Below are 24620 nucleotides of genomic sequence, written 5' to 3'. Positions count from 1 at the left end.
CGTCGCCGGCCGGTGCTTGGATAGGGGGATGACCTTTGCACCGGATTCGCACCCAGAGTACATCGACGACCTCGCCGGCTTCATCGCAGCGTCGCCGTCCTCGTACCACGCCGCCGCGGAACTCGAACGAAGGCTCGAGGCCGGTGGATTCACCCGGCTCGACGAGCGCGATGAGTGGCCGGGAAGCGCGGGAAGCGCGGGCAGCACGGTCGGCGCGAACGCGGCCGTGGCCAGGCGGCACTTCATCGTGCGCGACGGCGCGGTCGTCGCCTGGGTGCAGCCGGCGGGGGTCGGCCCGGTGTCGCCGTTCCGCATCCTCGGTGCGCACACCGATTCGCCCGGCTTCAAGCTCAAGCCGAAGCCGACCATCGGCAACCGGGGCTGGCTGCAGGCCGGCGTCGAGGTCTACGGCGGCCCGCTGCTCAATTCCTGGCTCGACCGCGAGCTCGAACTCGCCGGGCGCCTCGTCACCCGAGACGGCACGGAGCACCTCGTGCGCACCGGCCCGTTCCTGCGCATCCCGCAGCTCGCCATCCACCTCGACCGTGACGCCAACAACGGCCTCACCCTCGACCGCCAGCGCCACCTGAACCCGGTCTACGGGGTCGGCGACCTCGATGCCGCGGACCTGCTCGCCCACCTCGCCGGCCTGGCCGGGCTCGAGGCGGCGGATGTGGCCGGTTACGACCTCCTGACCGCCGACTCCGCGGCCCCCGCGCGCTTCGGCCTCGGCAACGTGCTTTTCGCCGCCGGACGCCTCGACAACCTGTCGTCCGTGCACGCGGGACTCGTCGCGCTCCTCGCGGTCACGGACGACGACACGGCCGGTCTCGACGCCGCCGCGGGCGTGGTCCAGAGCACGAGTGTCCTCGCCGCCTTCGACCACGAGGAACTCGGTTCCCAGACCCGTTCCGGCGCGAGCGGACCGCTCCTCGACGATGTCCTGACCCGGATCGGGGCCGGACTCGGCGCATCCGCCTCGGACAAGCTGCGTGCGTACGCCGCCTCGTGGTGCCTCTCGGCCGACGCCGGGCACCTCGTGCACCCGAACTACCCAGAGAAGCACGACCCGGTGAACCTGCCGGTCCCCGGCGCGGGCCCGCTGCTCAAGATCAACGCGACGCAGCGCTACGCCACGGATGCCGCCGGTGCCGCCCTCTGGGCCCGCACCTGCGCGCAGGCGGGCGTTGCCTACCAGGAGTTCGTCTCGAACAACACGGTCCCGTGCGGCTCGACGATCGGCCCGCTGACCGCGACCCGGCTCGGCATCCACACGGTGGACGTCGGCATCGGGCTCCTGTCGATGCACTCGGCCCGCGAACTCTGCCACGTGGCCGACCCGGTCGCACTGAGCGCGGCGATCGGCGCCTTCTTCGCTCCCGGGGAGTGACGGCGGTCCGACGAGGGGGTAGCGGATACTTCCACTATCGGATATTCTCACTATCAGATAGTTCATGTATCTGATCGGATGGTCGTGTGCCGTCCCGAAGGAGAATCCCATGGCCACCCAGCTTGTCGTCGGCGCCGGTTATCTCGGCAGTGCCCTTGCCCGTGCCCTCGTCGAGCGCGGAGACACCGTCACTGTCGCCACCCGTTCCGGCACCGCCGCTGCCGGCGCGACCGCCCGCATCCTCGACGCCGCGGACGCCGAGGCCTTCGCCGCGGCGGCCGAGGGCGCGGCCACGATCTTCCTCACGACCGGACCGCGTCAGTACAACCGTTGGCCGGAGCTCTGGCCGCCGATGTTCCGGGCCGCCATCGTTGCCGCGCGCCGATCCGGGGCCCGGCTCGTGCTGATGGGCAACCTCTACGGCTACGGAGAGGGCAGCCCGATGCCGATGACCGAGGCGACGCCGCAGCATCCGACCGAGCCGAAGGGCCGGGTGCGCACCGAGGGCTGGGAACTCGCCCTCGCCGCCGCGAAGCGCGGGGAGATCCAGGTTGTGGAGGTGCGCGCGAGCGACTACTTCGGCCCGGGCGCTGGCAGGACCTCCCAGCTCGGGAGCGCCTTCTTCGGTCCGCTGATCGCCGGAAAGACCGCGCGCGTCTTCGGAAGCCCCGACGCGCCGCACAGCTGGTGCTATCTGGCCGATATCGTCGCAACCCTCCTCGCGGCGGCGGACTACCAGGGGTCGTGGGGTCGCGCCTGGCACGTGCCTGCCGCCGAACCGCTTTCCCGCACAGAGCTCGCCGCCCGCGTCAACGCACTCACGGTCAACCGCGGGAGCCTGGCCAGGCTCAGCCCAACGATGCTGCGCGTTCTGGGGATGTTCGTGCCGTTCATCCGCGCCGCCAACGACTCCGACTACCAGTTCACCGCCCCCTTCGTCGTCGACGCCGCAGAGACCGAACGACTGCTCGGTGTGGCTGCGACACCCTGGGAGGAGTCCCTTCCCGAGGTCATCGCGAGCTACCGTGCCCTCGAGGCCGCCGGACTGCAGGCCCAGGACGAGCGATGAGAATGGCAGAGCTGAGCACCCGGAGCGGGACCGCCGTCGCGACGATCAAGTATTACCAGCGTGAGAACCTCCTCGCCGGCGGGGAGCGTTCCGGGCCGAACCAGGCGCTGTACGCGGAGTCGCACCTCGAGCGCATCCGCCTCATTCGCGGCCTCACCGAGGTCGGCGGGCTGAGCGTCGCGGCCGTCCGGCGGGTGCTCGAGGCCATCGACTCCGAGCTGTCGCTGCCGGAGACCTTCGAGATCGCCCAGCACTCGGTGTCGGCGACGATCGATGAGTCCGCGGTGAGCGCGAAAGCCCTGGCCCGGGTGGACGCCCTCACCGCCGGCTGGCATGTCTCGGCGGCGAACCCCGGCCGACTGGCCGCGGCCAGGGTCGTCGACACCTTCGCCGAGGTCGGCCAGACCGACGCTCGCGGCTGGTTCGACCGGTACGCCGCCGCCGCCCTGCTGGCCGCCGAGGCCGACATCGACGAACTGGATGCGCGGGTCGACCGGGCCGCGAAGGGCGAGACCGTCGTGGTCGGCACCGTTCTCGGCGACAAGCTCTTCTCCGGCCTGCGCCGCGCCGCGCAGGAACACATCGCCGCCCTTCGCTACGGCATGCCTCCCGAAGCGGCGCCCGAGCCCGCGCCGGGGTCCGCACCCGAGGCGGCACCCGACCACACCCCCTGAACATCGCACGACAGCACGACAGCACGAGCCACCGCACCGCCACGCCCGACCGACAGAACAGGGAGCGCCCCATGAACACCCCCGAGTTTCCAGAGACCCCGGCGCCAGGCACCACGGCACCGCCGGCATCCGCCGACAACCGGCGAGAGATCACCGCGTGGCCCGCGCTGCGCACCCTGGCCTGGCATCGACCGCTGCTCGCGGCGACCGCGGCCATGGCGGTGCTCGTGGTGGTCTGCCTGGTCGGCCTCCTGGTCGATCCGCGCAGCCTCACCGGCGCGCCCGTCTGGGCCAAGCCGCTCAAGTTCTCGATCAGCGTGCTCGTCTACGCGGCGAGCCTCGCCTGGCTGCTCGGGATCCTTTCTGCACGTCGTCGCCGACTGGCCTGGTGGATCGGCACGGTGTCGACGATCGCACTTGTCATCGAAATGGTGATCATCGTCGGCGACGCCGCCCTCGGCATCACGAGCCACTTCAATGTGTCCACCCCGGTGTCCGCGACGCTCTGGTCGGTGATGGCATTCTCCATCGTGCTCGTCTGGATGGCCGCCCTCGTCACGGCGGTCCTGCTGTTCCGTACGGACCTCGGCGATCCGGCCCGGGCGCTCGCGATCCGGGCCGGCACCGTGATCGCCGTGCTCGGGATGGGCCTCGCCTTCCTGATGACCGGGCCGACCGCCGCGCAACTCGACCACTTCCAGGGCATCGCCGGCGCCCACACCGTCGGCGTCCCTGACGGTGGCCCGGGGCTGCCGCTCCTCGGCTGGAGCACCGTCGCGGGTGACCTGCGGATTCCGCACTTCGTCGGCATGCACGCCCTCCAGGTGATCCCGCTCACAGCCCTGCTCCTCGAGGTGCTCGCCCGACGGGTGGCGCTCGTGCGCCCGCCGACCGTGCGGTTCCGGCTGCTCGCTGTCGTCATCGCGCTCTACGTCGGGGTTCTCGCGATCCTCACCGGCCAGGCGCTCGCCGGGGAGTCGATCGTGCGCCCCGATGCACTCGTGACGACCCTCACCATCGCGCTCGTCGCTGCCGTCGCCGTGGCGGCGACGCTCGTGCTGTCCGCAGCCTCCCGCGCCGCGATTCCGCCCACGGATGCCGCCGCGCCGTGAGGTGTCGCAGATCGAGGTTAACTGGGCCCGGGAACGTCGATCTGCGACACCTCAGCGTCGGGCTCTGGCGCGACGCGAGCACGGGCGATGCGGTCGATGCGGGTCCGGGCCGCGTCCTCCGACGTCGACGACGCGCCGAGCAGCATCCGCACGATCCCGAGAACCGCCCCGGTCGCCCACACGACGGGGAACACCGAGCGGCGCAGCCCGAGCAGCCGCCGGTACTCGCGGGGGAGCGATGCGACCGCACCGGCGAACATCACCCGGTAGAACGGCAGCATCCCGCGCCGCAGCGGCGGATTGCGGATGAAACGCACCGCCTCGGCGACGCGCTCGTCGCTCTTCAGTACCCCGGCATCCGTGAAGGCGGCCAACTGGGCGGCGAGCTCCGCCGCCGACCGCGGCGGGTGCTGCACTCCCACCAGCTCGCCGGCCTTCGCCCACTCGCGCACGTACCCGTCAGCGCCACCCGGGATGCTGCCTCCCCACAGCTTGTGGGACTCGAGGAAGGCATCCGTGAAGACGATGTGCACCCAGGAGAGCAGCTCGGCGTCCCCGGCGGCGTAGGGCCGCGAAACTCCCGCCGCATCGAGGTAGGTGCCCGTCACCCGGTCGTGGAAACGCCCGACCCGCGTCGACTCGTCGGTCGCGACGGTCGTGTCGGCGAAGGTGACCGTCACAAGCCACTGGATCGTCCCGGAGAGGCGCCCGAGCGGGTCCTCCCGGTACCGCGACCAGTCGTGCACCCCGGCCATCGCGCCCGGGTGCAGGGTCTGCATCAGCAGCGCGCGGATCCCGGCGACCATCGTCGCCATCCCGCCGTGCACCGCCCACGCGGCCGACCCCGGTCCGAAGAAACCGGCGTCCTCGCCGAGTTCCATCTTCTCCACCCACGAGGGCCGTCCCTCGGAGTTTCCGGACAGCGTCGAGAGGAGATGCGACCGCCAGCTGTCCGTGAACCTGCCCATACCCGAGGTTAACCGGCGCCGGCTGGGCATCCGCCCCGAACGGCACGACCGGCGGAATCTGATGCGCTTGCCCGGCTCTAGAATCACGACCATGCCGGTGCCCCGATTCCTGTTCGCCGACCAGCTCGGACCGCATTTCGATGACGGCGGACCGATCGTCCTGGTCGAGGCCGTCGGGGTCCTTGGCCGCTGGCCGTACCACCGGGCGAAGGCGCACCTGATCCTCAGCGCACTGCGGCACCGGGCGCGGGAACTCGGCGATCGGGTGGAATTCCTGCGCGCGGAGCACTATCGCGACGTGCTCTCCGGACGCCCGCTCGAGGTGATCGATCCCACCAGCTGGGGGGCGCGGGCGCTCGTGGCCGAACTCGGGGCCGACGTGCTGCCCAGCAGGGGTTTCGTCACGAGCGAGGCCGACTTCGCGGACTGGGCGGCGGGCCGACCGGCCTCCCGGCTGGTGCTCGAGCAGTTCTACCGCTCGGTGCGCGCCCGGACCGGCGTCCTGATGCGCGGCCCAGACCCCGAAGGCGGCCGGTTCAACTTCGACCACGACAACCGCCGCCCGCCGCCCCGTGGGGCCGTCGGCCTCGGCCTGCCCGACCCGTGGACCCCGGTCGAAGACGAGATCGACGCCGAGGTGCGCCGCGACCTCGACCGGCTCCAGGCGGATGGCCGGATCACCCTGATCGGCCGGGACGGACCGCGACGCTTCGCCGCGACCCGGGCCGAAGCCCTTGCCGCCCTCGACGACTTCATCGAGACCCGGCTGAACGACTTCGGTCCCTTCGAGGACGCGTCGCTGCGCGGAGACGATGCGATGGCGCACTCCCGGTTGAGCGTTCCGCTGAACCTGGGGCTGTTGCACCCGCGGGAGGTGATCGATGCGGTCGTCTCGGCCCATGCGAGCGGCGCGGCGCCGCTGCAGAGCGTCGAGGCGGTCGTCCGCCAGCTGATGGGCTGGCGGGACTGGGTATGGCACCTCTACTGGCACCTCGGACCCGACTACGTCGGCGACAGCAATTTCCTGGGCGCCCACGAGCCGTTGCCCCGGTCGTTCCGTGAGCTCGACGGCTCCGGCGTGCGCGCGGCGTGCGTCAGCCACGTGCTGAACGCCGTTGCCGACACCGGCTGGGCCCATCACATCCAGCGCCTGATGATCCTGGGCAACCAGGCCATGCAGCGCGGCTATCACCCGGGCGAGCTGAACGACTGGTTCATTGCGGCGTTCGTGGACGGCACACCGTGGGTGATGCCGGCCAACGTCGTCGGGATGTCCCAGCATGCCGACGGCGGCATAGTCGCGACCAAGCCATACGCGTCGGGCGGCGCATACATCTCGACGATGAGCGATTTCTGCGGCGGCTGCCCGTTCAACCCGAAGAAACGACTCGGCGAGGATGCCTGCCCATTCACGGCCGGCTACTGGGCCTTCCTCGACAGGGTCGAGCCGCGCATCCGCGGCAACCACCGGATGAGCCAGCCGCTGGCCGGACTGCGACGTCTCGCCGACCGTGAGGCCGTCGTCGCGCAGGAGCGCTCTCGCACGGTGTGGTGAGCTCCCGGGTTCTTTCGAAGCGTTAGATTCAGGGGGAGGGCGCTCGTGGCCGGGGCGCGAGACGGAGGAAACCGGGATGAAGATCGAGAACATCGAACTGCGTCGGGTGCGCCTGCCGCTCGTCAGCCCGTTCCGTACCTCCTTCGGCTCGGTGTCCGAGCGCGAGGCCCTCCTCGTGCACGTGACAACGGCGGATTCCGAGGGCTGGGCCGAATGCGCCGCGGAGGCCGAGCCCCTCTACAGTTCGGAGTTCCTCGACGGCTGCGAACTCGTGATCCGCGACCACCTCGCCCCGCGGCTGAACGCGGCCGGCGAACGCCTCACCGCCGAGCGGGTCGCACCGGCGCTCGCCGCGGTCAAAGGGCACCGGATGTCGAAGGCCGCCCTCGAGACCGCGATCCTCGACGCCCAGCTCCGCACCTCGGGAGTCTCGTTCGGGGGCTACCTCGGAGCGGTGAGCGACCTCGTCCCCGCCGGGGTCTCCGTCGGGATCATGGACTCGATCGACCGGCTCCTCGCCGCCGTCGAGGGCTACCTCGACGAGGGGTACCTCCGGATCAAGCTCAAGATCGAGCCGGGCTGGGATCTCGCCCCCGTGCGTGCCGTGCGCGAGCGCTTCGGGCCCGACGTGCTGCTCCAGGTCGACGCGAACACCGCATACACACTCGCTGACGCCCGCCACCTCGCCAGGCTCGACCCCTTCGACCTGCTCCTGATCGAACAGCCGCTCGCAGAAGACGACATGCTCGGGCACGCCGCCCTCGCGACCCTCATCCAGACCCCGGTCTGCCTCGATGAATCGATCGAGTCGGCCAGGGACGCCGCCGCAGCGATCACCCTCGGCGCGTGCAGCATCATCAACGTCAAGCCCTCCCGGGTCGGCGGCTACCTCGAGGCCAGGCGGATCCACGACGTCGCGGCCGCCCACGGCGTTCCGGTCTGGTGCGGCGGCATGCTCGAGACCGGCATCGGCCGGGCGGCGAACGTGGCGCTCGCCGGGCTGCCCAACTTCGTTCTTCCGGGGGACACCTCCGCCTCGAGCCGCTACTACGCCCAGGACCTGACGAAGCCGTTCGTGCTCGAGGACGGCCACCTCCGGGTTCCGACCGGGCCGGGCATCGGCGTGGAGGTGCTGCCCGACGTGCTCCACGACCTCACCGTGTCGAGTTCGGACATCCGTTTCTGATCCAGCGGCACGAGAAGTCCTCGACCTGCGCGGTCAGGCGGAGTAGCGTGAAATCGGTGGCGGGTCCACTGCCCCAGAAGCCGGAGTCGCCATGTCCTCGCTCTCGAACTACGGGCAGGTGATCGCGGCCACGACTGTGGCGCTCCAGTCGATGCTCGCCGGGTCGCCCTTCGGACTGAACGTGACGGCGCGCAGCCTCGACGTCGCACGCACCGGGGTCACCGGGTCGTCGATCAACCTGTTCCTCTACAGCGACAGCCTGATCAGCTATCGCGAGGCGAGCGCACAGCATGGGCCCAGCCGGGTCATCGCGGAGTTGCGCTATCTCGTGAGCGCCTTCGCGGCCGACATCGAGGACACCGACGCGGCAAGCCACCGCGACTTCGGCACCGCACAGGCCGCGATCGAACGGCATCCGGTACTCACGGTTCCCGTGACGTCGAGCGAGAAACTCCAGGTCTGGCTCACCCCCTCTCCGCTCACGACCGAGGTGCTCACCTCGCTCTGGCAGGCATCCGCCGCCCCCCTGCGCGTTTCGTTCGCGGTGATGGCGTCATTCACACTCGACACGACGGAACGGGTCACGAAGCTCGGAACGATCCGGGACGTCGTGAAGCTCGCGGGCGCCGGGGCGATCGCCGTGTTCAGCGGCACGGATGCCGGTGCGAAGGCCGCGGCGGCGGCATCCGCTGCGAGCGAGCTCGGCAAGGCCCTCGTCACCGTCGGGCTCGACAGTGTCGTCGCGTCGTCCCCCGAGGAGACCGATGCGACGCTCGATCGGCTGTTCGAACGGGTGAAAGAAGAGGGCGCCGTACTCCTGGTCGACGACGCCGACGCCGTCTTCGGCGTGCGCCCCGAGGAACTCGACCCCGACGACCCGTACGCCGCGATCGACGTGGGAGCGGTGCTCGACCGGCTCGGGAACGCCCCGAGCGTCGTGATCATCGCGCTCACGGATCTCTCCGGCGACGAGCTCGCCGATCGCGCCCGGGTCGAGGTGCGGTTCCCCGCTCGCTGAAGCCCCGCTTACGCTGAGGGAATGCCCTCGTTCCGGATCACCATGACCATCGGCAGCCTGCAACCCGGGGTCGCCCCCGACTCCGTCCTGCCGGCTGCTGCGGCCGCCGCGGCCGAGCTCACGACCGTCGAGGCGTCCGACCTGGCCGTCGTGGCCGGTTCGGCGCGCGCGACCGTGCGCTTCACCGCGGACGATGCGGCCTCAGCGGTCCGAATCGGCGCGCACACCCTCGCGGGCACCCGCGTCCGCGCGGGAGTGATCACGTGGCAGGTCACCGAGCGCGTCCACGGCCGCTGGCTGCCCGTCCACTGACCCCGCTAGATCAGGGTGCGGAGCGCGTCCTCAACCGTCAGCCCGAGGCGCGCTGCGTGTGCGGTGAGGCGGGCATGCTGCTCGGCGGTGAGCGTGAGGGAGACCTCATGTGCGGCGGCGGGGTCTGCGGCGTCGTCGAACGAGAACAACTCCGGATGCGCCGCGCGCGCGGGCGGAGCGGAAACGGCCCGGCGCACGGCCGGCTTCTGCTCTCGCGAGGCGGCACCGGCTGCAGGGCCGACCGCAGGAACCGCAGGGGCCGTCTGGGCCGCCGGTGCCGCCGGGGTGCCCGCCCGCACGAACCCGGGACCCTTCGGGATCGGCCCACCGCGCTGGTACGCCTCGGAGACGGCCCTGGCCCGGGCATCCGCTGCCTCGTTGAGCGGATGGTTCGCGTGTCCCTTGACCCATTCGAACCGGTAGCGACGGCCGGCGAGCGCCGCGTCGATCTCCTGGAGCAACTCGAGGTTCAGCACCGGCTTGCCGTCGGCCTTGCGCCAGCCCTTGGCCTTCCAGCCGCGCATCCACTTGGTCACCGAGTTGATCACGTACTGGCTGTCGCACAGCACGAGGAGGTCCTCGTCGAGGTGCGCGGTCGCGCGGAAGAGCTCGAGGACGGCCTTGAGCTCGCCCTGGTTGTTGGTGGCGTGCTTCCAGCCGCCGGCGTCCCAGCAGGAGTCGTCGACGTACCAGGCCCAGCCGGCCGGTCCCGGGTTGCCGAGGGCCGAACCGTCGGCGGCAGCGGTGATGGTCATGGTGGCCTCTCCTCGGGGAGCGGTCTCGCTCCCCGGTGTTCTTCCCTATTTTCGCATTGACCGGGTGAAGCTAGCCGACGACGCAGTGCCCGGGCTCGACGGAGTCTGTGAGCGATGCGGCCTCTGCGGCGACGGGGGTGACGGACTCCATCGCGAGGGCGTAGCCGATGTTGGCGGTGACCGTCGACTTCGCGAAGACGACGCCGACGACCTTGCCGTCCTGATTGAGCAGCGGCCCGCCGGACTCGCCGTGCTGGATGTCCGCCGCGAGCGTGTAGATCGACCGGGAGGTCGGATTGTCGCCGTAGATGTCACCGACGACAGCCGGTGCGACCGCGACGACCTCCGCGGGTCCGGTTTCGAACGGTCCGCCGTACGGATAGCCGTCGCTCACGGCCAGGCTTCCTGTCGCGAGGTCCGCACCGAGGCCGAGAGGTTCGGCATCGAGCCCAGCGACGGCGATGACGGCGAGGTCGGCCGCCGGGTCGAAGTACACGACGTTTCCCGCGCGGGCCGTGCCGTCAGCCGACTCGACGACGGGCTCTGAGACGCCCGCGACGACGTGCGCGTTGGTCAGCACCCGGCCCGGCGCGATGACGAAGCCGCTCCCGGACTGGTTCTGCCCGCAGGCATATGCCGTCCCGACGATCTTGAGCACGGAATCCTGCGCGGCGAGCAGTTCGGCGCTCGTGCCGGTGACGACGGGAACCGTGGGCACCGGCCCGTTGAAGGCCTCGATGACCCGAGGGATGCCCTCGGTGACGACCATCGCACGCAGCTGGGCGAGGAAGGCCTTGACCGGATCGGGCGTGAGCGAGTTGATCGACCGCACCACCGTCGACGAGGCGATCGCGGGCGACAGGACCGGCACCCCGAGCGACCCGATGCTGAAGGCGAGCATCGACACGATGCTCGCTGCGACGACGACGGCGATGCCGGCGCCGAACACCCGGTCGACGACGAGCAGCCGTCTTCGGGCCGCTCGGGGACGGAGCACCCTGCCGAGGGTTCCGCCGATCGACAGGCCGCCGAGCAGGAGGACGGCGGCGGTGGCGAGGGTCGCTGCGGTGCGCCACTCCGCTGCAGGCACCCAGGCTCCGACGAGCGGAACGAGGAAGTATGCGGCGATACCGCCGGCGACGAGGCCGGCGATGCCGCTCAGGCTGCCGATCAGGCCGCTGCGGTAGCCGGAGACGACATAGCCCAGCAGGAGCAGGACGAGGAGGACGTCCACGATGGTCGAAATGGGCATAGCTCCAAGACTACGTGGGGAGTTATGCACAGGTTGCGTTCCTTGCGCGAGTTATGCACCGATCCCCAGCGAGCGCACCCGGGGAGGGAACGCCCCGGGAGAGTGTCCGCATGACACCGACCATCGTGAAGACCAAGGAAGCCCACGACTTCCTCGCCCTCGTGCCACAGCTCGCCGGGTTCCAGCCCGAGCGCAGCGTGGTCCTCGTCGCCTTCCGCGGCAACCGCACCTGCGGAGCCCTGCGCTTCAACCTGCCGGAACCCGACCTCGCACGCACGGTCCTCCGCCGCGTCGCGACCACTCTCGTCGGCACGCTGTGCAAGATCGAGGGGGTGGACGCCGTCGTACCCGTCCTCTACACCGACGAACGGTTCGCGGACGTGCCGGGCATCCCCGGTGAGCGCTTCGCGGAAATCCTGGGCCGCCGGGCCGAACTGTCCGGCTTCCTCGTCCGGGATTCCCTGTGCGTCGCCGCAGACGGCTGGGGTTCCTATCTCGACCCCGCCTGCCCGGCGGGCGGGCGGCCGCTGTCCGAGATCGCGGAGTCCCCGGTGAACCGCGACCTGCCGCCGGAGGCCCGGCGTGAACTCGGGCACCTCGTGAGCCGGGCCGACCTGCCGAAGGTCGACCTCGCGCTCCGGGACCGCTGCGCCAGGAGGCTGACCCGGTACGAATGCCTCGGGTCCCAGGTTCCCGACGCGCCCGACCTGCCCGAACTCGTGGCCATGGTCGGGGACATCCTCGACCCGGTGTCGACAACGGAGGCCGCGCTCGAACGGGACCCCTCCGCTCTCGACGCCGAACAGGCAGCAACCCTGCTGTTCCTGCTGAAGAGCCCGGCCCGGCGCGACCAGGTCATGCTGCAGATCGCGTTCGGCGAGGAGATCGGGCGGGTGACGCACGAACTGAACGAACGGTATGCCGCGATCCAGCGCGAGACCGGCCGCAGCATGGACGACATCGTCGCAGAGGAGCAGGCCGGATCCGGCGCAACGGGGGACCTCGCGCAGACCGGCGACCTCATGCTCGGATCCGTCTCGCAACGTCCTGACCCTGAACGGATCGAACGCGGTATCGACCTCCTGAAGACACTGGTCGCGCTAGCTCCGAAACGAGTGCGCCCCGCGCCACTGTGCATGCTCGCCTGGCTGTCGTGGGCGCTCGGGCGCAGCTCGGTCGCCGGGATCTTCATCGACCAGGCCCTGGCGATCGACCCGGAATACGGCATGGCCAGGCTGCTGCTCACCGTCGTCTCCGCCGGGCACCTGCCCGAGTGGGCGTTCGCGGTGCCGGCGGATGACGCCGGTGACACCTGATCGACCACGCGAGCGGCACTGCGGGGTCGAACGCGGGTGCTCCGCCGTTCCGCCGGTGGTGCACCACAAGCGAAACGGCGGAACCCCAGCGCTCGGTGTCCTGCCCGCGACTCCTACAGGTACTTCGGGGCCTCCGCGAGCACGCCGTAGAGGATGTCGCCGATCTCGCGGAACTCGGACGGACCGATGGTCAGCGGGGGAGCGAGCTGCACGACGGGGTCGCCGCGGTCGTCGGCGCGGCAGTACAGCCCGGCGGAGTAGAGCGCCTTGGACAGGTAGCCGCGAAGCAGGCGTTCGGATTCCTCGTCGCTGAACGTCTCCTTCGTGCCCTTGTCCTTGACGAGTTCGATCCCGAAGAAGTAGCCCTCGCCGCGCACGTCGCCGACGATCGGCAGCGCGAGCAGCTTCTCGAGCTCGGCGCGGAAGATCGGCGAGTTCGTGCGGACGTTCTCGTTGAGCCCTTCTTCCTCGAAGATGTCGAGGTTAGCGAGCGCGACCGCGGAGGAGACCGGGTGCCCGCCGAAGGTATAGCCGTGATAGAACGTCGTGTCGCCGTGCTTGAACGGCTCGTAGATGCGGTCGGAGACGATCGTCGCGCCGATCGGCGAGTAACCGCTCGTCATGCCCTTCGCGCAGGTGATCATGTCCGGTTCGATGCCGAAGGTCGTCGAGGCGAACATGTTCCCGATCCGGCCGAACGCGGTGATGACCTCGTCGGCGACGAGGAGCACGTCGTACTTGTCGCAGATCTCGCGCACGCGCTTGAAGTAGCCGGGGGGCGGCGGGAAGCATCCGCCGGAGTTCTGCACGGGCTCGAGGAACACGGCGGCGACCGTCTCAGGCCCCTCGAACTGGATCATCTCCTCGATCCGGTTCGCCGCCCAGAGGCCGAACTTCTCGATGTCGTCGCCGAAGCCGGAGCCCATCTCGTCCGCCCGGTAGAAGTTCGTGTTGGGCACCCGGAGGCCACCTGGGGTGACCGGTTCGAACATTTCCTTCATCGCGGGGATACCCGTGATCGCGAGGGCTCCCTGCGGCGTGCCGTGATAGGCGACATTGCGGGAGATGACCTTGTGCTTGGTCGGGCGGCCCTGAAGCTTCCAGTAGTACTTGGCGAGCTTGAACGCGGTCTCGACGGCCTCGCCGCCACCTGTCGAGTAGAAGACGCGGTTGAGGTCGCCGGGAGCGAACGAGGCGAGCCGGTCGGCCAGCTCGATCGCGTTCGGGTGCGCGTACGACCAGATCGGGAAGAACGCGAGTTCCTCCGCCTGCTTGGCGGCCGCCTGGGCGAGGCGCTTGCGCCCGTGCCCGGCATTGACCGTGAAGAGGCCGCTCAGGCCGTCGATGTACTTCTTTCCGTTCGAGTCCCAGATGTGGTGTCCGAGGCCCTTCGTGATGATCGGAACGCCCGCGCCGGATTCGACGACCGACTGGCGTGAGAAATGCATCCAGAGATGGTCCTTGGCCTTCTGCTGCATGGCCGCGTTCTCGGCGTCCGTGTAGACGGTGGGCCCGGCATCCTCCGGCGTAGCGGCGGCATCCGCACCGGTTGCGTCAGCGCTGACGACCGCGGGCGAAGCGGGAACGGATTCGAGCAAGGGTTCTGAGAGTGTCATTTTTTACCGTGTTCCCCAGTTGTAGAACTGTTTGTGGAGTTTGAGATAGACGAATGTTTCAGTGGACCTGACCCCGTCGAGGTTGCGGATCTGGGAGTTGAGCAGGTCGAGGAGCTCATCGTCGTCCTCGCAGACGACCTCGACGAGGATGTCGAAGGAGCCTGCTGTCAGCACGACGTAGTCAACGGCCGGCATCGCGGCGAGCAGTTCCGCCAGTATCCGGGTGTCTCCCGAGGCACGGATGCCGATCATGGCCTGGCGGAAGAAACCGAGCTGCATCGGGTCGGTGACGGCCACGACCTGCATGACCCCGCCATCCGTGAGCTTCTGCACCCGCTGGCGCACGGCGGCCTCGCTGAGTCCGACGGCCTTGCCGATCTCCGCGTACGACCTGCGCCCGTCGACCTGCAGCTGCTCGATGATTTTCTTCGAGACGTCATCGAGGGGTACCGGCTTGCCCGGCGTGGTACGTCCGTTTGCGACCATCCAGCGATTATGCCAGCGAGACCCTCCCCCGGCAAGCGATTCCGCAGCTTTTTACGGCAAATGCTGCGGATTCCATATCTCGGAGGGTTTTGCCGGTGCGTGGGGTCTCCCCGCGCCGCACGGCGGATCCGCGTACTCGGGATACGGTGAAGATCCTAGGAGGACGAAGGGAGTCCCATGGACCCAGAGTGGATGTTCGTGGCCGGCCGCTCCTTCGTCGCCGCGGTCCCGACCGACGCGCCCCGTGGCCTCGTCACGGCGCTCTCGAGCAGGGCCGGAGACGCCAGCGTCTCGGCAGAGGCCCTCGTCGGACTGTTGCCGCTCGGTGGCTCCGATGCACTCGAGTCCTTCGCGCTCGTGATCCGTGCAGCAGCGGATGAGTCCGCCGTGACCGTCGTCGTGCGCGGACAGATCGCCGTCGACGTGTTTTCGGTCGGCGGATCACGACGCTTCACCGACCAGGGGATCCGGCCCTGGAACCTCGCCGATTTCTCCGCAGTGACCGTCGTCGTGATCGGTTCCCCGGACACGGCGGCGCCCGCCGCCGTACCCGCTGGAAGCGGAACCGGGAACGAACAGGGCACAGTGGTCGGCCGGACGGCGCGCTGGTCGCCAGGCGGCCTGGCGGCCGAAACGGACGACACCGCGATGCGCCTGCCGAATGACACGGTGATCCGCAGGCCGGACGACACGGTGATCCGCAGGCCGGACGACACGGTGATCCGCGGGGCGGACGACACGGTGATCCGCAGGCCGGACGACACGGTGATCCGCGGGGCGGGTGACACCGTGATCCGCCAGCTCGAGGAGACCGAGGACACCGAGGACACCGAGGACACCGAGGACACCGAGGACACCGAGGACACCGAGGACACCGAGGACACCGCGACCGGCGCAGCCCTCCGTCCGCCACTCGCCCGGTTCCGGCTGTCCGACGGCCGTGAGTTCCCTCTCGACCGTCCATATCGGCTGGGCAGGCGCCCCGCACAGCCGCGCATCCCCGTCGGGCCGGGCATCACTCTCGTGGCCGTCGTCTCTGCCGGCTCGCTCGTGTCCGCGACCCACGTCGACATCCGGCAGGTGGGGGACGTCATCGTCGTCACTGACGCGGGCTCCCGGAACGGCACCATCGTGGTCTCCGCAGACGGGCGCAGGGAGCGGCTCCGTCCCGGCGATTCCCGAACTGTGCCTCCGGGTACGAGAATAGACATCGGGGACGATAACATCATCGAGATCATCCCGGCGAGCGGCACCGAGTCGGCTCCGTATTTCCCAGCACATCGTGGAAGGCACCACCCGTGACCCAGATTGGTCAAGGCTCAGGCGGATTCGAGGTCGCTTTCCCCTCGGTGAAGAAGACGGTCTCGCTCGCGTGGGCCGCACTCACCGACACCGGGCATCGCCGCGAAGTCAATGAAGACAGCCTGATATCCGCGCCGCCCATATTCGCGGTCGCGGACGGCATGGGCGGGCATTCCGCTGGCGACGTCGCGAGCGCGGCCGTCGTGCACCGGCTCGCCGAACTTGCCGGGCGGGACTCGCCGCAGAATGCGGCCATCAACGCGGCGCTCGGCCTCGCGGTCACGGACATGGCGTCCGGAGTCGGCGTGACCGACCTCGGCACCGGGACCACGGTGACGGGAGCCGCACTCACCCTCGTGTCCGGCGCTCCCCAGTGGGTCGTGTTCAACATCGGCGACTCCCGGGTCTACCTGCTCACCTCCGGTGTGCTCGAACAGATCACCATCGACCATTCCGTCGTGCAGGAACTCGTCGACGCGGGCCGGATCACCCGCGACGAAGCGGATGTCCATCCGCACGGCAATATCATCACCCGCGCCGTCGGGTTCCACGAGGCGCCGATCCCCGATTACCGTGTGCTGCCTGTGCACCCGGGGATGCGCCTCCTGATCTGCTCCGACGGGTTGACCAAGGAACTCACCGCATACGGCATCCGGCATTTCCTGATCTCGAACCCGGACCCGGACGACGCCGCGAAGGCGCTCGTCGAGGCCGCGCTCGAGAACGGCGGTCGTGACAACGTGACGGTGATCGTCCTCGACGTCCTCGATATCGAAGACAGCGAAGACAGCGAAGACCGTGAAGAGGACCTGGGAACCGGCGGCCCGTCCGCCTCGCAGGACGCCGACACCGGCCCGCTCGACATCGGCCATCTCGACACGCACTGATTTCGACACCCCCTGAGTTGGGGGAGCAGCATCCCGGACACGTGCGGGGCAACTGCCTAAACTTGAGTGACGCCAGTCGTGATACCCGTTCGATGCGCGTTCACGGACCAGTCCAGGGACCATTGGCGAGAGCGAGACGGGGAGGCCGCGATGCAGCGACGATTACCGTCGACGCCCCCGAACCTGCCGGGGTTCTCCTACCTCCGGGTGCTCGGCTCCGGAGGCTTCGCCGACGTCTTCCTCTACCAGCAGGACCTTCCGCGCCGACAGGTCGCGGTCAAGGTGCTCCTCGCCGAGGTCGTCAACGACCAGGTCCGGCAGCTGTTCCAGGCCGAGGCCAACCTGATGGCCTCGCTGAGCTCGCACCCGTCGATCCTGACCGTTTTCCAGGCCGGCGTCTCGGCCGACGGACGCCCATACCTCGTGATGGAACAGTGCTCTCCGGCGCTCAGCCAGCGCTACCGCACAGAGCCTCTCGGCGTCCCTGAAGTGCTCCAGGTCGGCATCACCATCGCGAACGCCGTCCAGGCCGCGCACCAGGCCGGCATGCTGCACCGGGACCTCAAGCCCTCGAACATCCTCGTCACCCGCTACGGGCATGCCGTTCTCGGCGACTTCGGCATCGCGGCCACGGTGAGCGAGACCAGAAACGTCGAAGCGGTCGGGCTGTCCATCCCCTGGTCCGCTCCGGAAGTCCTCCTCGACGAGGTCTCCGGCTCCGTCGCCTCCGAGGTCTGGTCCCTCGGCGCCACCCTGTACTCCTTCCTCGCCGGTCATTCGCCGTTCGAGATTCCCGGCGCCGAGAACAGCTCGGCCCAGCTCATCTCCCGCATCAACAAGGCCAGGGTCCCGGCGATCGGCCGCTCGGATGTCCCGGGCAGGCTCGAGCTCATCCTCCAGCGCGCGATGTCCCGGCGTCCGGAGTCGCGCCAGGGCAGCATGCTCGAGCTCATCAGGGAGCTGCAGTCCGTCGAGGCCGAACTGGGCCTCCTCCCCACCCGGCTCGAGGTCGCCGACGAGGACTGGGCCGCTGAGAACGGCGTCGACGACGACGACCGCACCCGCATCTCCGCCGTGAATTCGATCAATGCGTACCAGGAGCCGCGCCGCCGCCGGGTGCATCAGGCGCCACGAGGGCGCCGTTCGGCGGCCGGCGCGCTCGCCGACACCTCCGGCGCGCGCAGCCCCTCTGGGTTCGACGGTTCGGCGGGGACTGCGGGCAGCGCGGGCACGGCCAGGGGCAGGTCCCGCGCCACAGCCAGGGGCTCGGTGCCGGGGGTCTGGCGGCGTTCGGTGCTCGTCTGGGCGCTCGTTGCGGCATCCGTCGTCATCGTCGTTCTCGCCGTCGTTACGGCGTCGGCGCTCTCGCACCAGGCGACGCCAGGGCTGCCGACCGTGAGCAATGTCTCCGGGGAGCTGCGGGACGGCATGGTCGTGTTCGGCTGGGCTGACCCGGGCATCGCCCAGGGGGACAGCTACGTGATCACCCTCCGCACCGGAGAGAGCAGCATCCAGAAGGGCACTGAGTTCAGCGTCGACCCGCACGGACAGGCCAGGGTCTGCGCAAGCGTCGCCGTGAACCGGGACGGGCGCACCGGGGGCGCGAGCGGCGAGAAGTGCGTCGACGCCGGCGGGTCCGTGACCGGAAGCACGCGCGGTGACCTGACCAGAGGCGGCGACGCTTCGTGATCCGTCTCTGGGTCTCCCGCCAGTTCGCTGCGCACCGCTCGGCGTGGGCGACGGCCCTCGGCGGAACGCTCGTCCTGGCCCTCGTCGTGACGACCGCTGTCGTGTCCGGCGGGTACACCGCCCAGCGTCTTGACCTCGGCGATGCCGCCGTCTGGGTCACCAACGAGACCCGCCAGGCTGTCGGCCGGGCGAACACGGCGGTGATGGAACTCAACACGGTCGTGACGAGCGAGAGTTCCAATCTCGACGTGCTCCAGTCCGGAGCGACGGTCCTCGTGCTCGACACCGGCAACAGCTCCCTCGACATCCTCGACCCGGCCACGGCAACGATCGTGCGCAGCGTTGCACTGCCGCCCCGGGCGCCCGCCGTGTTCCTCGCAGGAACCCGCACCCTGATCGCCTCGAACGGCGAGGTGTGGGAGACCCCGACGAGCCGGCTCGCGAGCTTCGACACGGCGACCGCGCCGACCCTCTCCCTCGGCGCCGGCTCGGTCGTGAGCGTTGACGACACCGGAACCCTGGTCTCATTCACTCCCGCGACGGGCGCCCTCGCCCAGGCGCCCTCCGGAAGCGGAACGGTCACCTCGAGCCAGACGCTCAGCGCGGGGTCGCCGGGCGACGATTATCAGCTGACGAGCGTGAACGGCGCCTGGGCGCTGCTCAACGCGACCTCGCGGCACCTGTTCCTCGATGGCAGGGACGTCGACCTGTCCGGGTTGATCGTCGACGGCGGCGCCCCCGCCCTGCAGCAGCCGAGTCTCTCCGGCTCCCGCGTGCTGATCGCCCACGAGCAGGGGCTCGTCGCCGTCCCGCTCTCCGGCGGCGCCCCGACCGTGCTCGTCAGCGGCCGGAACGGCACAGCGGCGGCCCCGGACACCGCCGGACAGTGCGCCTATGCCGCCTGGTCGGATGGCACGGCCTGGCGCGACTGCGGCGACGCCGGGTCCGGCGTCTCGGCGTCGGGAGCGTCCGGAGGCTCCCGTGGAACGCAGTCCGGCACGACGACGACCCTCACCGGGCTCAACGACAACGCCAGGCTCGCCTTCCGGCGCAACGGCACCGGGCTCGTGCTGAACGATGCGCACAACGGTTCGACCTGGGCGGTCCAGCGCGACAACCAGCTGATCGACAACTGGGCCGACCTGATCGACACGACCCCGGACACCCAGCGCATCGAGACCAACGGCGATGACACCCCTCCGGTCTACGACAAGGTGCAGGCCCCGCCCGTCGCCGTGGACGACTCCTTCGGAGCCCGGCCCGGCCGGATCGTGACCCTCCCCGTGCTCCTCAACGACTCCGATCCGAACGGGGACGTGCTCGTGATCGAATCGGTCACACCGATCGATGCGACCGACGGCCGGCTCGACCTCGTCGGCAACAACCAGCAGGTGCAGCTCACCGTCGCGGAGGCGGCAACCGGTCAGCTTCGCTTCGGATACACGATCAACGACGGCCGTGGCGGGAGCGCATCCGCAACCGTCACCGTCACTCTCAGGGCGCCGGGGGAGAACTCCGCTCCCGAGCAGGTGCGGACCACCCACGCGACCGTGCGTGCCGGCGGCCGGGTGACAAGCCAGGTGCTCGGCGACTGGATCGACCCCGACGGCGACCCGGTCTACCTCGCCTCAGCGTCCGCCGCGGGCCCCGACCTGCTGAGCTTCACCCCCGCAGGCGCCGTCGTCTTCACGGATGCCGGCACGAACGCTGATGACAAACGGGTCGGCCTGAGCGTCTCCGACGGCCGCCTGCTCGGCACGGGCTCGCTGACCGTCTCCGTGCGCGCGAGCGGCGCCGTGCCGATCGTTGCTGACTCCTTCATCGTGCTCGCGACTGCGGGGGCCGAAGTCTCGGTGTCCCCGCTCGACCACGCCCGCGGCGGGTCGGCGCCGCTGCGGCTTTCGAGCGTCCCTGCCAAGCCGGATGCCACGATCACCCCCGACTTCGCCTCCGGTGCGTTCCGGTTCCTGAGCAGCACCCCGGGGGTCCACGAGATCGAGTACTCGGTCACCGACGGGCAGCTCACCGCGACGGGAAGGGTGCGCGTCGACGTCGCTCCCGCCGCCGACGCCAACAGCACCCCCGTCACCGTTCCCCACACGGCCTTCATCCGAGGCCAGCAGGCCACCCTCGTCGACGTGCTCGCGAGCGACTTCGACCCTGCGAACGGAGTGCTGCTGATCACCGGGACGATGAACGTGCCGGCGTCCAGCGGCATGCGGATCGAGATCCTCGACCAGCGGATCCTCCGGGTCACCCTGACCCGTCCGCTGCCGGACGGCGGGCTCAGTTTCGGGTACCGGATCAGCAACGGGCTCGCCGATGCCGAGGGCACCGTCACCGTCGTCGAAATCCCCGCGCTCGGTCAGAAACAGGCCCCGATCGCCGTTGCGGACACCGCGACCGTCCGGGTCGGCGACACCATCGACATCCCGGTCCTCGCGAACGACGAACAGCCGGACGGTGACTCGCTGACCCTGGACCCCGTCCTCGCCTCCGGCCTGCCCCCGGGCGCAGGCCTGCTCTTCGCCGCGGGAACCGTGCTGCGTTACCTCGCGCCGGCCACCCCCGGCACGTATACCGCGGTGTACCGGGTGAACGCCCCCGACGGCCAGTATGCCAACGCGGAGGTGCGCATCTCGGTGCGCGAAGCCGACCCGAGCACCAACAATCCGCCCGTCCCGAAGACGGTGACCGCGCGGGTGCTCTCCGGCGGCACCGTCGAAGTGTCGATCCCGCTCACCGGGATCGACCCTGACGGCGACTCGGTCCAGCTCGTCGGCCAGGAGACCAACCCGGAGAAGGGATCCGTCACCGCGGACGGGACGGACACGTTCCGGTACCAGGCCGGGGAATACTCCGCAGGAACCGACACGTTCAGCTACGCCGTCGTCGACGCCCTCGGCGCTCGGGCGATCGGCACCGTGCGGATCGGGATCAGCCCGCGCCTCGACGGCGCCCGCAACCCTGTCGCGGCCCCCGACGACGTCGTGGTGCGTCCGGGAAGCACCGTCTCCGTTCACGTGCTCGCCAACGACTCGGACCCCGACGGCGGCCGGCTCACGATCAGCGCCGTCGAACCGAGCGGCACCCCTGCCGACCTCGCGGCCGACCACGGCACGGCCATGATCGCCGGGGACACCATCGCGGTCACGGCTCCTGCGACACCCGGCCGGTTCGGCTTCATCTACGAGATCAGCAACGAGCGCGGCGGTACCAGCTCGACATTCCTCACCGTCGTCGTGCGTGCGGATGCCCCGCGTGCCAGGCCAGAGGCCAGGGACACCCACCTGACCCTCTCCGACGTGCTCGCGGGCGGCACCGTCGACGTCGACGTTCTCGCCAACGTGACCTTCGCCGACGGGCCGGCCCGCGGCCTGGCGCTGAGCGTCCCCGAGTCCTGGGCCGACTCCGCGAGGGTCACAGACGCCAAGCGCGTCCGGGTGACCGTGCACGCCACGAGCCAGATCATCCCGTTCCAGGTCGCGAACCCCGACGACGCGAGCATCACCGCCCTCGCGTTCATCTGGGTGCCGGGGTACACCGACGCCCTGCCGCAACTGCGGAAGGGCGTTCCCGCGCTCACCGTCGCGAGCGGCGCCAACCTCACCATCCCGATCAACGACTACGTCGTCGCCGTCGGCGGCAAGCAGGTGCGCCTCACCGACCGGAGCCTCGTGCACGCCACCCGGTCCAACGGTGCAGACCTCGCCACCTCGGACACGAGCATCGCCTTCACGAGCGCGGACCAGTACTACGGTCCGGCCTCGGTGTCGTTCGTCGTCACGGACGGCACCGGCGCAGGAGACCCGGATGGCCACACGGCCACGATCGTTCTCCCGATCACGGTGACGCCGCAGGCGAACCAGCCGCCGGCCTTCGACGGCGCCGTACTCGACTTCGAACCCGACCAGACCAAGGTCATCGACCTGTCCAAACTGACGTCCTACCCGTACCCGAACGACCAGGCCTCCCTCGTGTACTCGGTGCTCGACCCGAAACCGGTCGGATTCGACTACTCGCTCGATGGCCAGCAGCTGACACTGCACGCCAGGACCACGACGCTGCCGGCCTCGGGTGGGCAGGGCGGCCACGGGTCCATCACGATCGGCGTCTCGGCCGGCGGTACGCCCGGTCGGGCCGGGCGCATCGAGATGAGTGTCGTCGCGTCCACCCGGCCGCTCGCCATCCCGGCGGCGGATGTCGCGATCGCCCCCCGCGGCCAGACGACCGTCGTCGACGTGCTCGCCAACGACGGCGCGGCCAACCCGTTCCCACAGGTCCCGCTCCGGGTCGTCGCCGTGCGCGGACTCGGCGGTGCCGGGATCCCTGCCGGGGTCAGGATCACCCCGAGCGCCGACAACAGCACACTCAGCGTGCAGGTCGCAGCGAACGCCGCTGCCGCGGACACGAACCTCGAGTACGAGGTCGCCGACGCGACGAACGACCCGAACCGTTACGCCTGGGGCACCGTGCGGATCTCGGTTCAGGACCGGCCGGACCCGGTGACGAGCCTCTCCGTGACCGGGTTCTCGGACACCCGTCTCGCGGTCGCCTTCAACCCCGGCGCCGCCAACAACTCCGCCGTCACCGGCTACGAGATCACCCTCGTGAATGCCGTGACGGGCGCAGCGATCAGCACCACCACCTGCCAGGCGACCTCGTGCACGGTCCCGACCGGCGGCAACGGGCGGGCCAACGCTGTCCGCGTCTCTGTCGCAGCGCGCAACGGCCTCGGCCTCGGCGCGACGACCGCGCTCGCCGACACCGTCTGGTCCGATGTCGTGCCGTCGGCGCCCGGAAATCTCGCGGCCGCGCCGCTCAACGGCGGCTTGACGATCAGCTGGGCACCCGTTCCGAACGGTGCGGGTTCCCCGATTACGGACTACCTGGTCACCGTCAACGGCACGGCCCAGCCCGCCGTGAACGCGACGGGTCCTGGCTGCGGGGCCACCCGGTGCTCGCTCACGGTGAACGGCCTCGCCAACGGCGCATTCGTTCCGGTGAGCGTGAGCGCCCGCAACGAGTCATATCCCGCCCTCTCAGCGTGGACATCCGCTTCGACCCAGGGCACGCCTTACGGTGCGCCGACGGCCGGCGCGGTCTCCGCATCGGCCGGTGCCGCCGGCACCGTCCACGTCGCGTGGGATGCCTTCTCCGGTTCCGGCGACCCCGTCGGCGGATACTTCGTGCAACGCCTCACGAACGGAACGGTGCCGACGGGGAACCAGGCGTGCACGGTCACCTCCCCGGCCCCCGGCACCGTCGTCGTTCCCCACACCGGCGCGAACGTCGCCGAGCTCAGGAACCTCGGAGCAGGCGCCACGAGCGTCGACTTCACCGGACTCACCTCGGACACCGCGTCGTACTCCTTCGTGGTCTGGGCATACAACAGGGCCGGCTGCACCAACAGCCAGGTCACCACCGTTCAGGTGCAGTCGACTCCCGGCGCGGTCACCGACCCGGGAGCCTCGATGGGGATGCACGACACGGCATACGACCTGCAGATCACGCCGGTCAGCCCGGGCGCCGGCGTCACGGGCTATGAAGTCCGGGCCGTCGACGCCGCGACGGGGACCCCCGGCGCGAGCGCGACCTTCACCGCGACCGCCCTGCCACGCCAGCTGCTGACCCCGACGGTCTTCGGCGCACCGTTCAGCTACCAGGTGCGCGCGTGCGACACCTCGGCCACCTGGGGCACGTGTGGGGCCTGGTCCGCGACGATGACGGCACCGGCGGCATCCGTCAGCCTCGCCGTGACCGGCCTGGCCTACGACCCGGCAACCGGCGTCTTCGGCTGGACGAACGGCCCGGACAACGGCGCATACACGACCGGATACAGCTGTTCGGTGCCGACGGACCCGGGTACGGCGCCCGTGGCAGGTGGCCCCACCAGCTGCACTCTCGCCGCTCCCGCACCAGCAGGCACGGCCCGCCTCGCTGTTTCCGTCGACCTCGGGCTCGGCACGGGCAACCCGGTGTACAACTACGACCGATGAGATCGATGAAACTGTTGAGACTGTTCCCATGAAG

The 24620-nt window shown here is 70.0% G+C and carries 18 protein-coding genes; 13 read left to right on the top strand and 5 right to left on the bottom strand.

The features are described from left to right. The first annotated feature begins 28 nt into the window (after positions 1-28). From RHM57_RS11875 to RHM57_RS11860, 4 genes are all read left to right on the top strand, one after another. On the top strand, positions 29-1390 hold the full coding sequence (locus RHM57_RS11875; protein WP_322135396.1) for a M18 family aminopeptidase: 1362 nt from the start codon (positions 29-31) through the stop codon (positions 1388-1390). Positions 1391-1499: 109 nt separating this feature from the next. After that, on the top strand, positions 1500-2459 hold the full coding sequence (locus RHM57_RS11870; protein ID WP_322135397.1) for an NAD-dependent epimerase/dehydratase family protein: 960 nt from the start codon (positions 1500-1502) through the stop codon (positions 2457-2459). Further along, the gene (locus RHM57_RS11865; RefSeq protein WP_134445892.1) at positions 2456-3133 is read left to right on the top strand and encodes a MerR family transcriptional regulator; all 678 of its coding nucleotides are present in this window, start codon (positions 2456-2458) and stop codon (positions 3131-3133) included. The genes RHM57_RS11870 and RHM57_RS11865 overlap by 4 nt, the downstream gene beginning before the upstream one ends. Positions 3134-3204: 71 nt before the next feature. After that, complete coding sequence (locus tag RHM57_RS11860; RefSeq protein WP_322188220.1) at positions 3205-4245, top strand: hypothetical protein; 1041 nt, start codon at positions 3205-3207, stop codon at positions 4243-4245. 17 nt (positions 4246-4262) lie between these two features. Here the strand turns inward: RHM57_RS11860 and RHM57_RS11855 are convergent, their stop codons facing one another. Continuing rightward, positions 4263-5213, bottom strand: a complete 951-nt coding sequence (locus RHM57_RS11855; protein ID WP_134445891.1) for an oxygenase MpaB family protein — start codon at positions 5211-5213, stop codon at positions 4263-4265. 91 nt (positions 5214-5304) lie between these two features. On the opposite strand from RHM57_RS11855, the gene RHM57_RS11850 reads away from it, so the two are divergent. The 4 genes from RHM57_RS11850 to RHM57_RS11835 all read left to right on the top strand — a co-directional run bounded on the left by RHM57_RS11850 (position 5305) and on the right by RHM57_RS11835 (position 9284). Further along, a complete protein-coding gene (locus RHM57_RS11850; protein WP_322188218.1) occupies positions 5305-6768 on the top strand; it encodes a cryptochrome/photolyase family protein in 1464 nt (487 codons plus the stop codon). A 76-nt stretch (positions 6769-6844) separates the two neighbouring features. Further along, positions 6845-7954: an o-succinylbenzoate synthase gene (gene menC / locus RHM57_RS11845; protein WP_134445890.1), complete on the top strand. Its 1110-nt coding sequence runs from the start codon at positions 6845-6847 to the stop codon at positions 7952-7954. A 91-nt stretch (positions 7955-8045) separates the two neighbouring features. Further along, positions 8046-8972 carry a Pvc16 family protein gene (locus tag RHM57_RS11840; protein ID WP_134445889.1) on the top strand — a complete coding sequence of 309 codons (927 nt, stop codon included), beginning with the start codon at positions 8046-8048 and terminating at the stop codon, positions 8970-8972. A gap of 21 nt (positions 8973-8993) precedes the next feature. After that, entirely contained in the window at positions 8994-9284 is a 291-nt protein-coding gene (locus RHM57_RS11835; RefSeq protein WP_134445888.1) for a hypothetical protein, read from the top strand. A gap of 5 nt (positions 9285-9289) precedes the next feature. Here RHM57_RS11835 and RHM57_RS19615 read toward each other — a convergent pair whose 3' ends face one another. Both RHM57_RS19615 and RHM57_RS11825 read right to left on the bottom strand, forming a co-directional pair. Beyond that, positions 9290-10039, bottom strand: coding sequence for an RNase H family protein (locus RHM57_RS19615; protein WP_134445887.1), 750 nt, complete (start codon positions 10037-10039; stop codon positions 9290-9292). A 70-nt stretch (positions 10040-10109) separates the two neighbouring features. Further along, positions 10110-11291 carry a MarP family serine protease gene (locus tag RHM57_RS11825; protein ID WP_322188216.1) on the bottom strand — a complete coding sequence of 394 codons (1182 nt, stop codon included), beginning with the start codon at positions 11289-11291 and terminating at the stop codon, positions 10110-10112. A gap of 110 nt (positions 11292-11401) precedes the next feature. Between RHM57_RS11825 and RHM57_RS11820 the strand changes: the two genes are divergently transcribed. Beyond that, complete coding sequence (locus tag RHM57_RS11820; protein WP_166787222.1) at positions 11402-12607, top strand: DUF4192 domain-containing protein; 1206 nt, start codon at positions 11402-11404, stop codon at positions 12605-12607. A gap of 113 nt (positions 12608-12720) precedes the next feature. Here the strand turns inward: RHM57_RS11820 and RHM57_RS11815 are convergent, their stop codons facing one another. Next, positions 12721-14223, bottom strand: a complete 1503-nt coding sequence (locus RHM57_RS11815; RefSeq protein WP_255454089.1) for an aspartate aminotransferase family protein — start codon at positions 14221-14223, stop codon at positions 12721-12723. Between the two features lie 3 nt (positions 14224-14226). Then, positions 14227-14709, bottom strand: coding sequence for an Lrp/AsnC family transcriptional regulator (locus RHM57_RS11810; RefSeq protein ID WP_134445884.1), 483 nt, complete (start codon positions 14707-14709; stop codon positions 14227-14229). Positions 14710-14886: 177 nt separating this feature from the next. On the opposite strand from RHM57_RS11810, the gene RHM57_RS11805 reads away from it, so the two are divergent. From RHM57_RS11805 to RHM57_RS11790, 4 genes are all read left to right on the top strand, one after another. Continuing rightward, on the top strand, positions 14887-16011 hold the full coding sequence (locus RHM57_RS11805) for an FHA domain-containing protein (RefSeq protein WP_322188213.1): 1125 nt from the start codon (positions 14887-14889) through the stop codon (positions 16009-16011). After that, positions 16008-16898, top strand: coding sequence for a PP2C family protein-serine/threonine phosphatase (locus RHM57_RS11800; RefSeq protein ID WP_322188211.1), 891 nt, complete (start codon positions 16008-16010; stop codon positions 16896-16898). The genes RHM57_RS11805 and RHM57_RS11800 overlap by 4 nt, the downstream gene beginning before the upstream one ends. 150 nt (positions 16899-17048) lie before the next feature. Then, entirely contained in the window at positions 17049-18587 is a 1539-nt protein-coding gene (locus RHM57_RS11795; protein WP_322188209.1) for a serine/threonine-protein kinase, read from the top strand. Next, entirely contained in the window at positions 18584-24586 is a 6003-nt protein-coding gene (locus RHM57_RS11790; protein WP_322188207.1) for an Ig-like domain-containing protein, read from the top strand. The genes RHM57_RS11795 and RHM57_RS11790 overlap by 4 nt, the downstream gene beginning before the upstream one ends. The last annotated feature ends 34 nt before the right edge of the window (positions 24587-24620 follow it).

Origin of the sequence: Cryobacterium sp. 10S3 (genome assembly GCF_034344045.1) — a bacterium.
Classification (GTDB): Bacteria; Actinomycetota; Actinomycetes; order Actinomycetales; family Microbacteriaceae; genus Cryobacterium; species Cryobacterium glucosi.
The sequence above is the reverse complement of the archived record's forward strand: the minus strand, read 5'-3'. Positions and strand labels throughout refer to the sequence as shown.

What these genes read in the sequence shown, in the direction of transcription:
- RHM57_RS11875 (WP_322135396.1), top strand. Translation starts at nt 29, where the DNA reads ATGACCTTTGCACCGGATTCGCACCCAGAGTACATCGACGACCTCGCC.
- RHM57_RS11870 (WP_322135397.1), top strand. Translation starts at nt 1,500, where the DNA reads ATGGCCACCCAGCTTGTCGTCGGCGCCGGTTATCTCGGCAGTGCCCTT.
- RHM57_RS11865 (WP_134445892.1), top strand. Translation starts at nt 2,456, where the DNA reads ATGAGAATGGCAGAGCTGAGCACCCGGAGCGGGACCGCCGTCGCGACG.
- RHM57_RS11860 (WP_322188220.1), top strand. Translation starts at nt 3,205, where the DNA reads ATGAACACCCCCGAGTTTCCAGAGACCCCGGCGCCAGGCACCACGGCA.
- RHM57_RS11855 (WP_134445891.1), bottom strand. Translation starts at nt 5,213, where the DNA reads ATGGGCAGGTTCACGGACAGCTGGCGGTCGCATCTCCTCTCGACGCTG.
- RHM57_RS11850 (WP_322188218.1), top strand. Translation starts at nt 5,305, where the DNA reads ATGCCGGTGCCCCGATTCCTGTTCGCCGACCAGCTCGGACCGCATTTC.
- menC (WP_134445890.1), top strand. Translation starts at nt 6,845, where the DNA reads ATGAAGATCGAGAACATCGAACTGCGTCGGGTGCGCCTGCCGCTCGTC.
- RHM57_RS11840 (WP_134445889.1), top strand. Translation starts at nt 8,046, where the DNA reads ATGTCCTCGCTCTCGAACTACGGGCAGGTGATCGCGGCCACGACTGTG.
- RHM57_RS11835 (WP_134445888.1), top strand. Translation starts at nt 8,994, where the DNA reads ATGCCCTCGTTCCGGATCACCATGACCATCGGCAGCCTGCAACCCGGG.
- RHM57_RS19615 (WP_134445887.1), bottom strand. Translation starts at nt 10,039, where the DNA reads ATGACCATCACCGCTGCCGCCGACGGTTCGGCCCTCGGCAACCCGGGA.
- RHM57_RS11825 (WP_322188216.1), bottom strand. Translation starts at nt 11,291, where the DNA reads ATGCCCATTTCGACCATCGTGGACGTCCTCCTCGTCCTGCTCCTGCTG.
- RHM57_RS11820 (WP_166787222.1), top strand. Translation starts at nt 11,402, where the DNA reads ATGACACCGACCATCGTGAAGACCAAGGAAGCCCACGACTTCCTCGCC.
- RHM57_RS11815 (WP_255454089.1), bottom strand. Translation starts at nt 14,223, where the DNA reads ATGACACTCTCAGAACCCTTGCTCGAATCCGTTCCCGCTTCGCCCGCG.
- RHM57_RS11810 (WP_134445884.1), bottom strand. Translation starts at nt 14,709, where the DNA reads ATGGTCGCAAACGGACGTACCACGCCGGGCAAGCCGGTACCCCTCGAT.
- RHM57_RS11805 (WP_322188213.1), top strand. Translation starts at nt 14,887, where the DNA reads ATGGACCCAGAGTGGATGTTCGTGGCCGGCCGCTCCTTCGTCGCCGCG.
- RHM57_RS11795 (WP_322188209.1), top strand. Translation starts at nt 17,049, where the DNA reads ATGCAGCGACGATTACCGTCGACGCCCCCGAACCTGCCGGGGTTCTCC.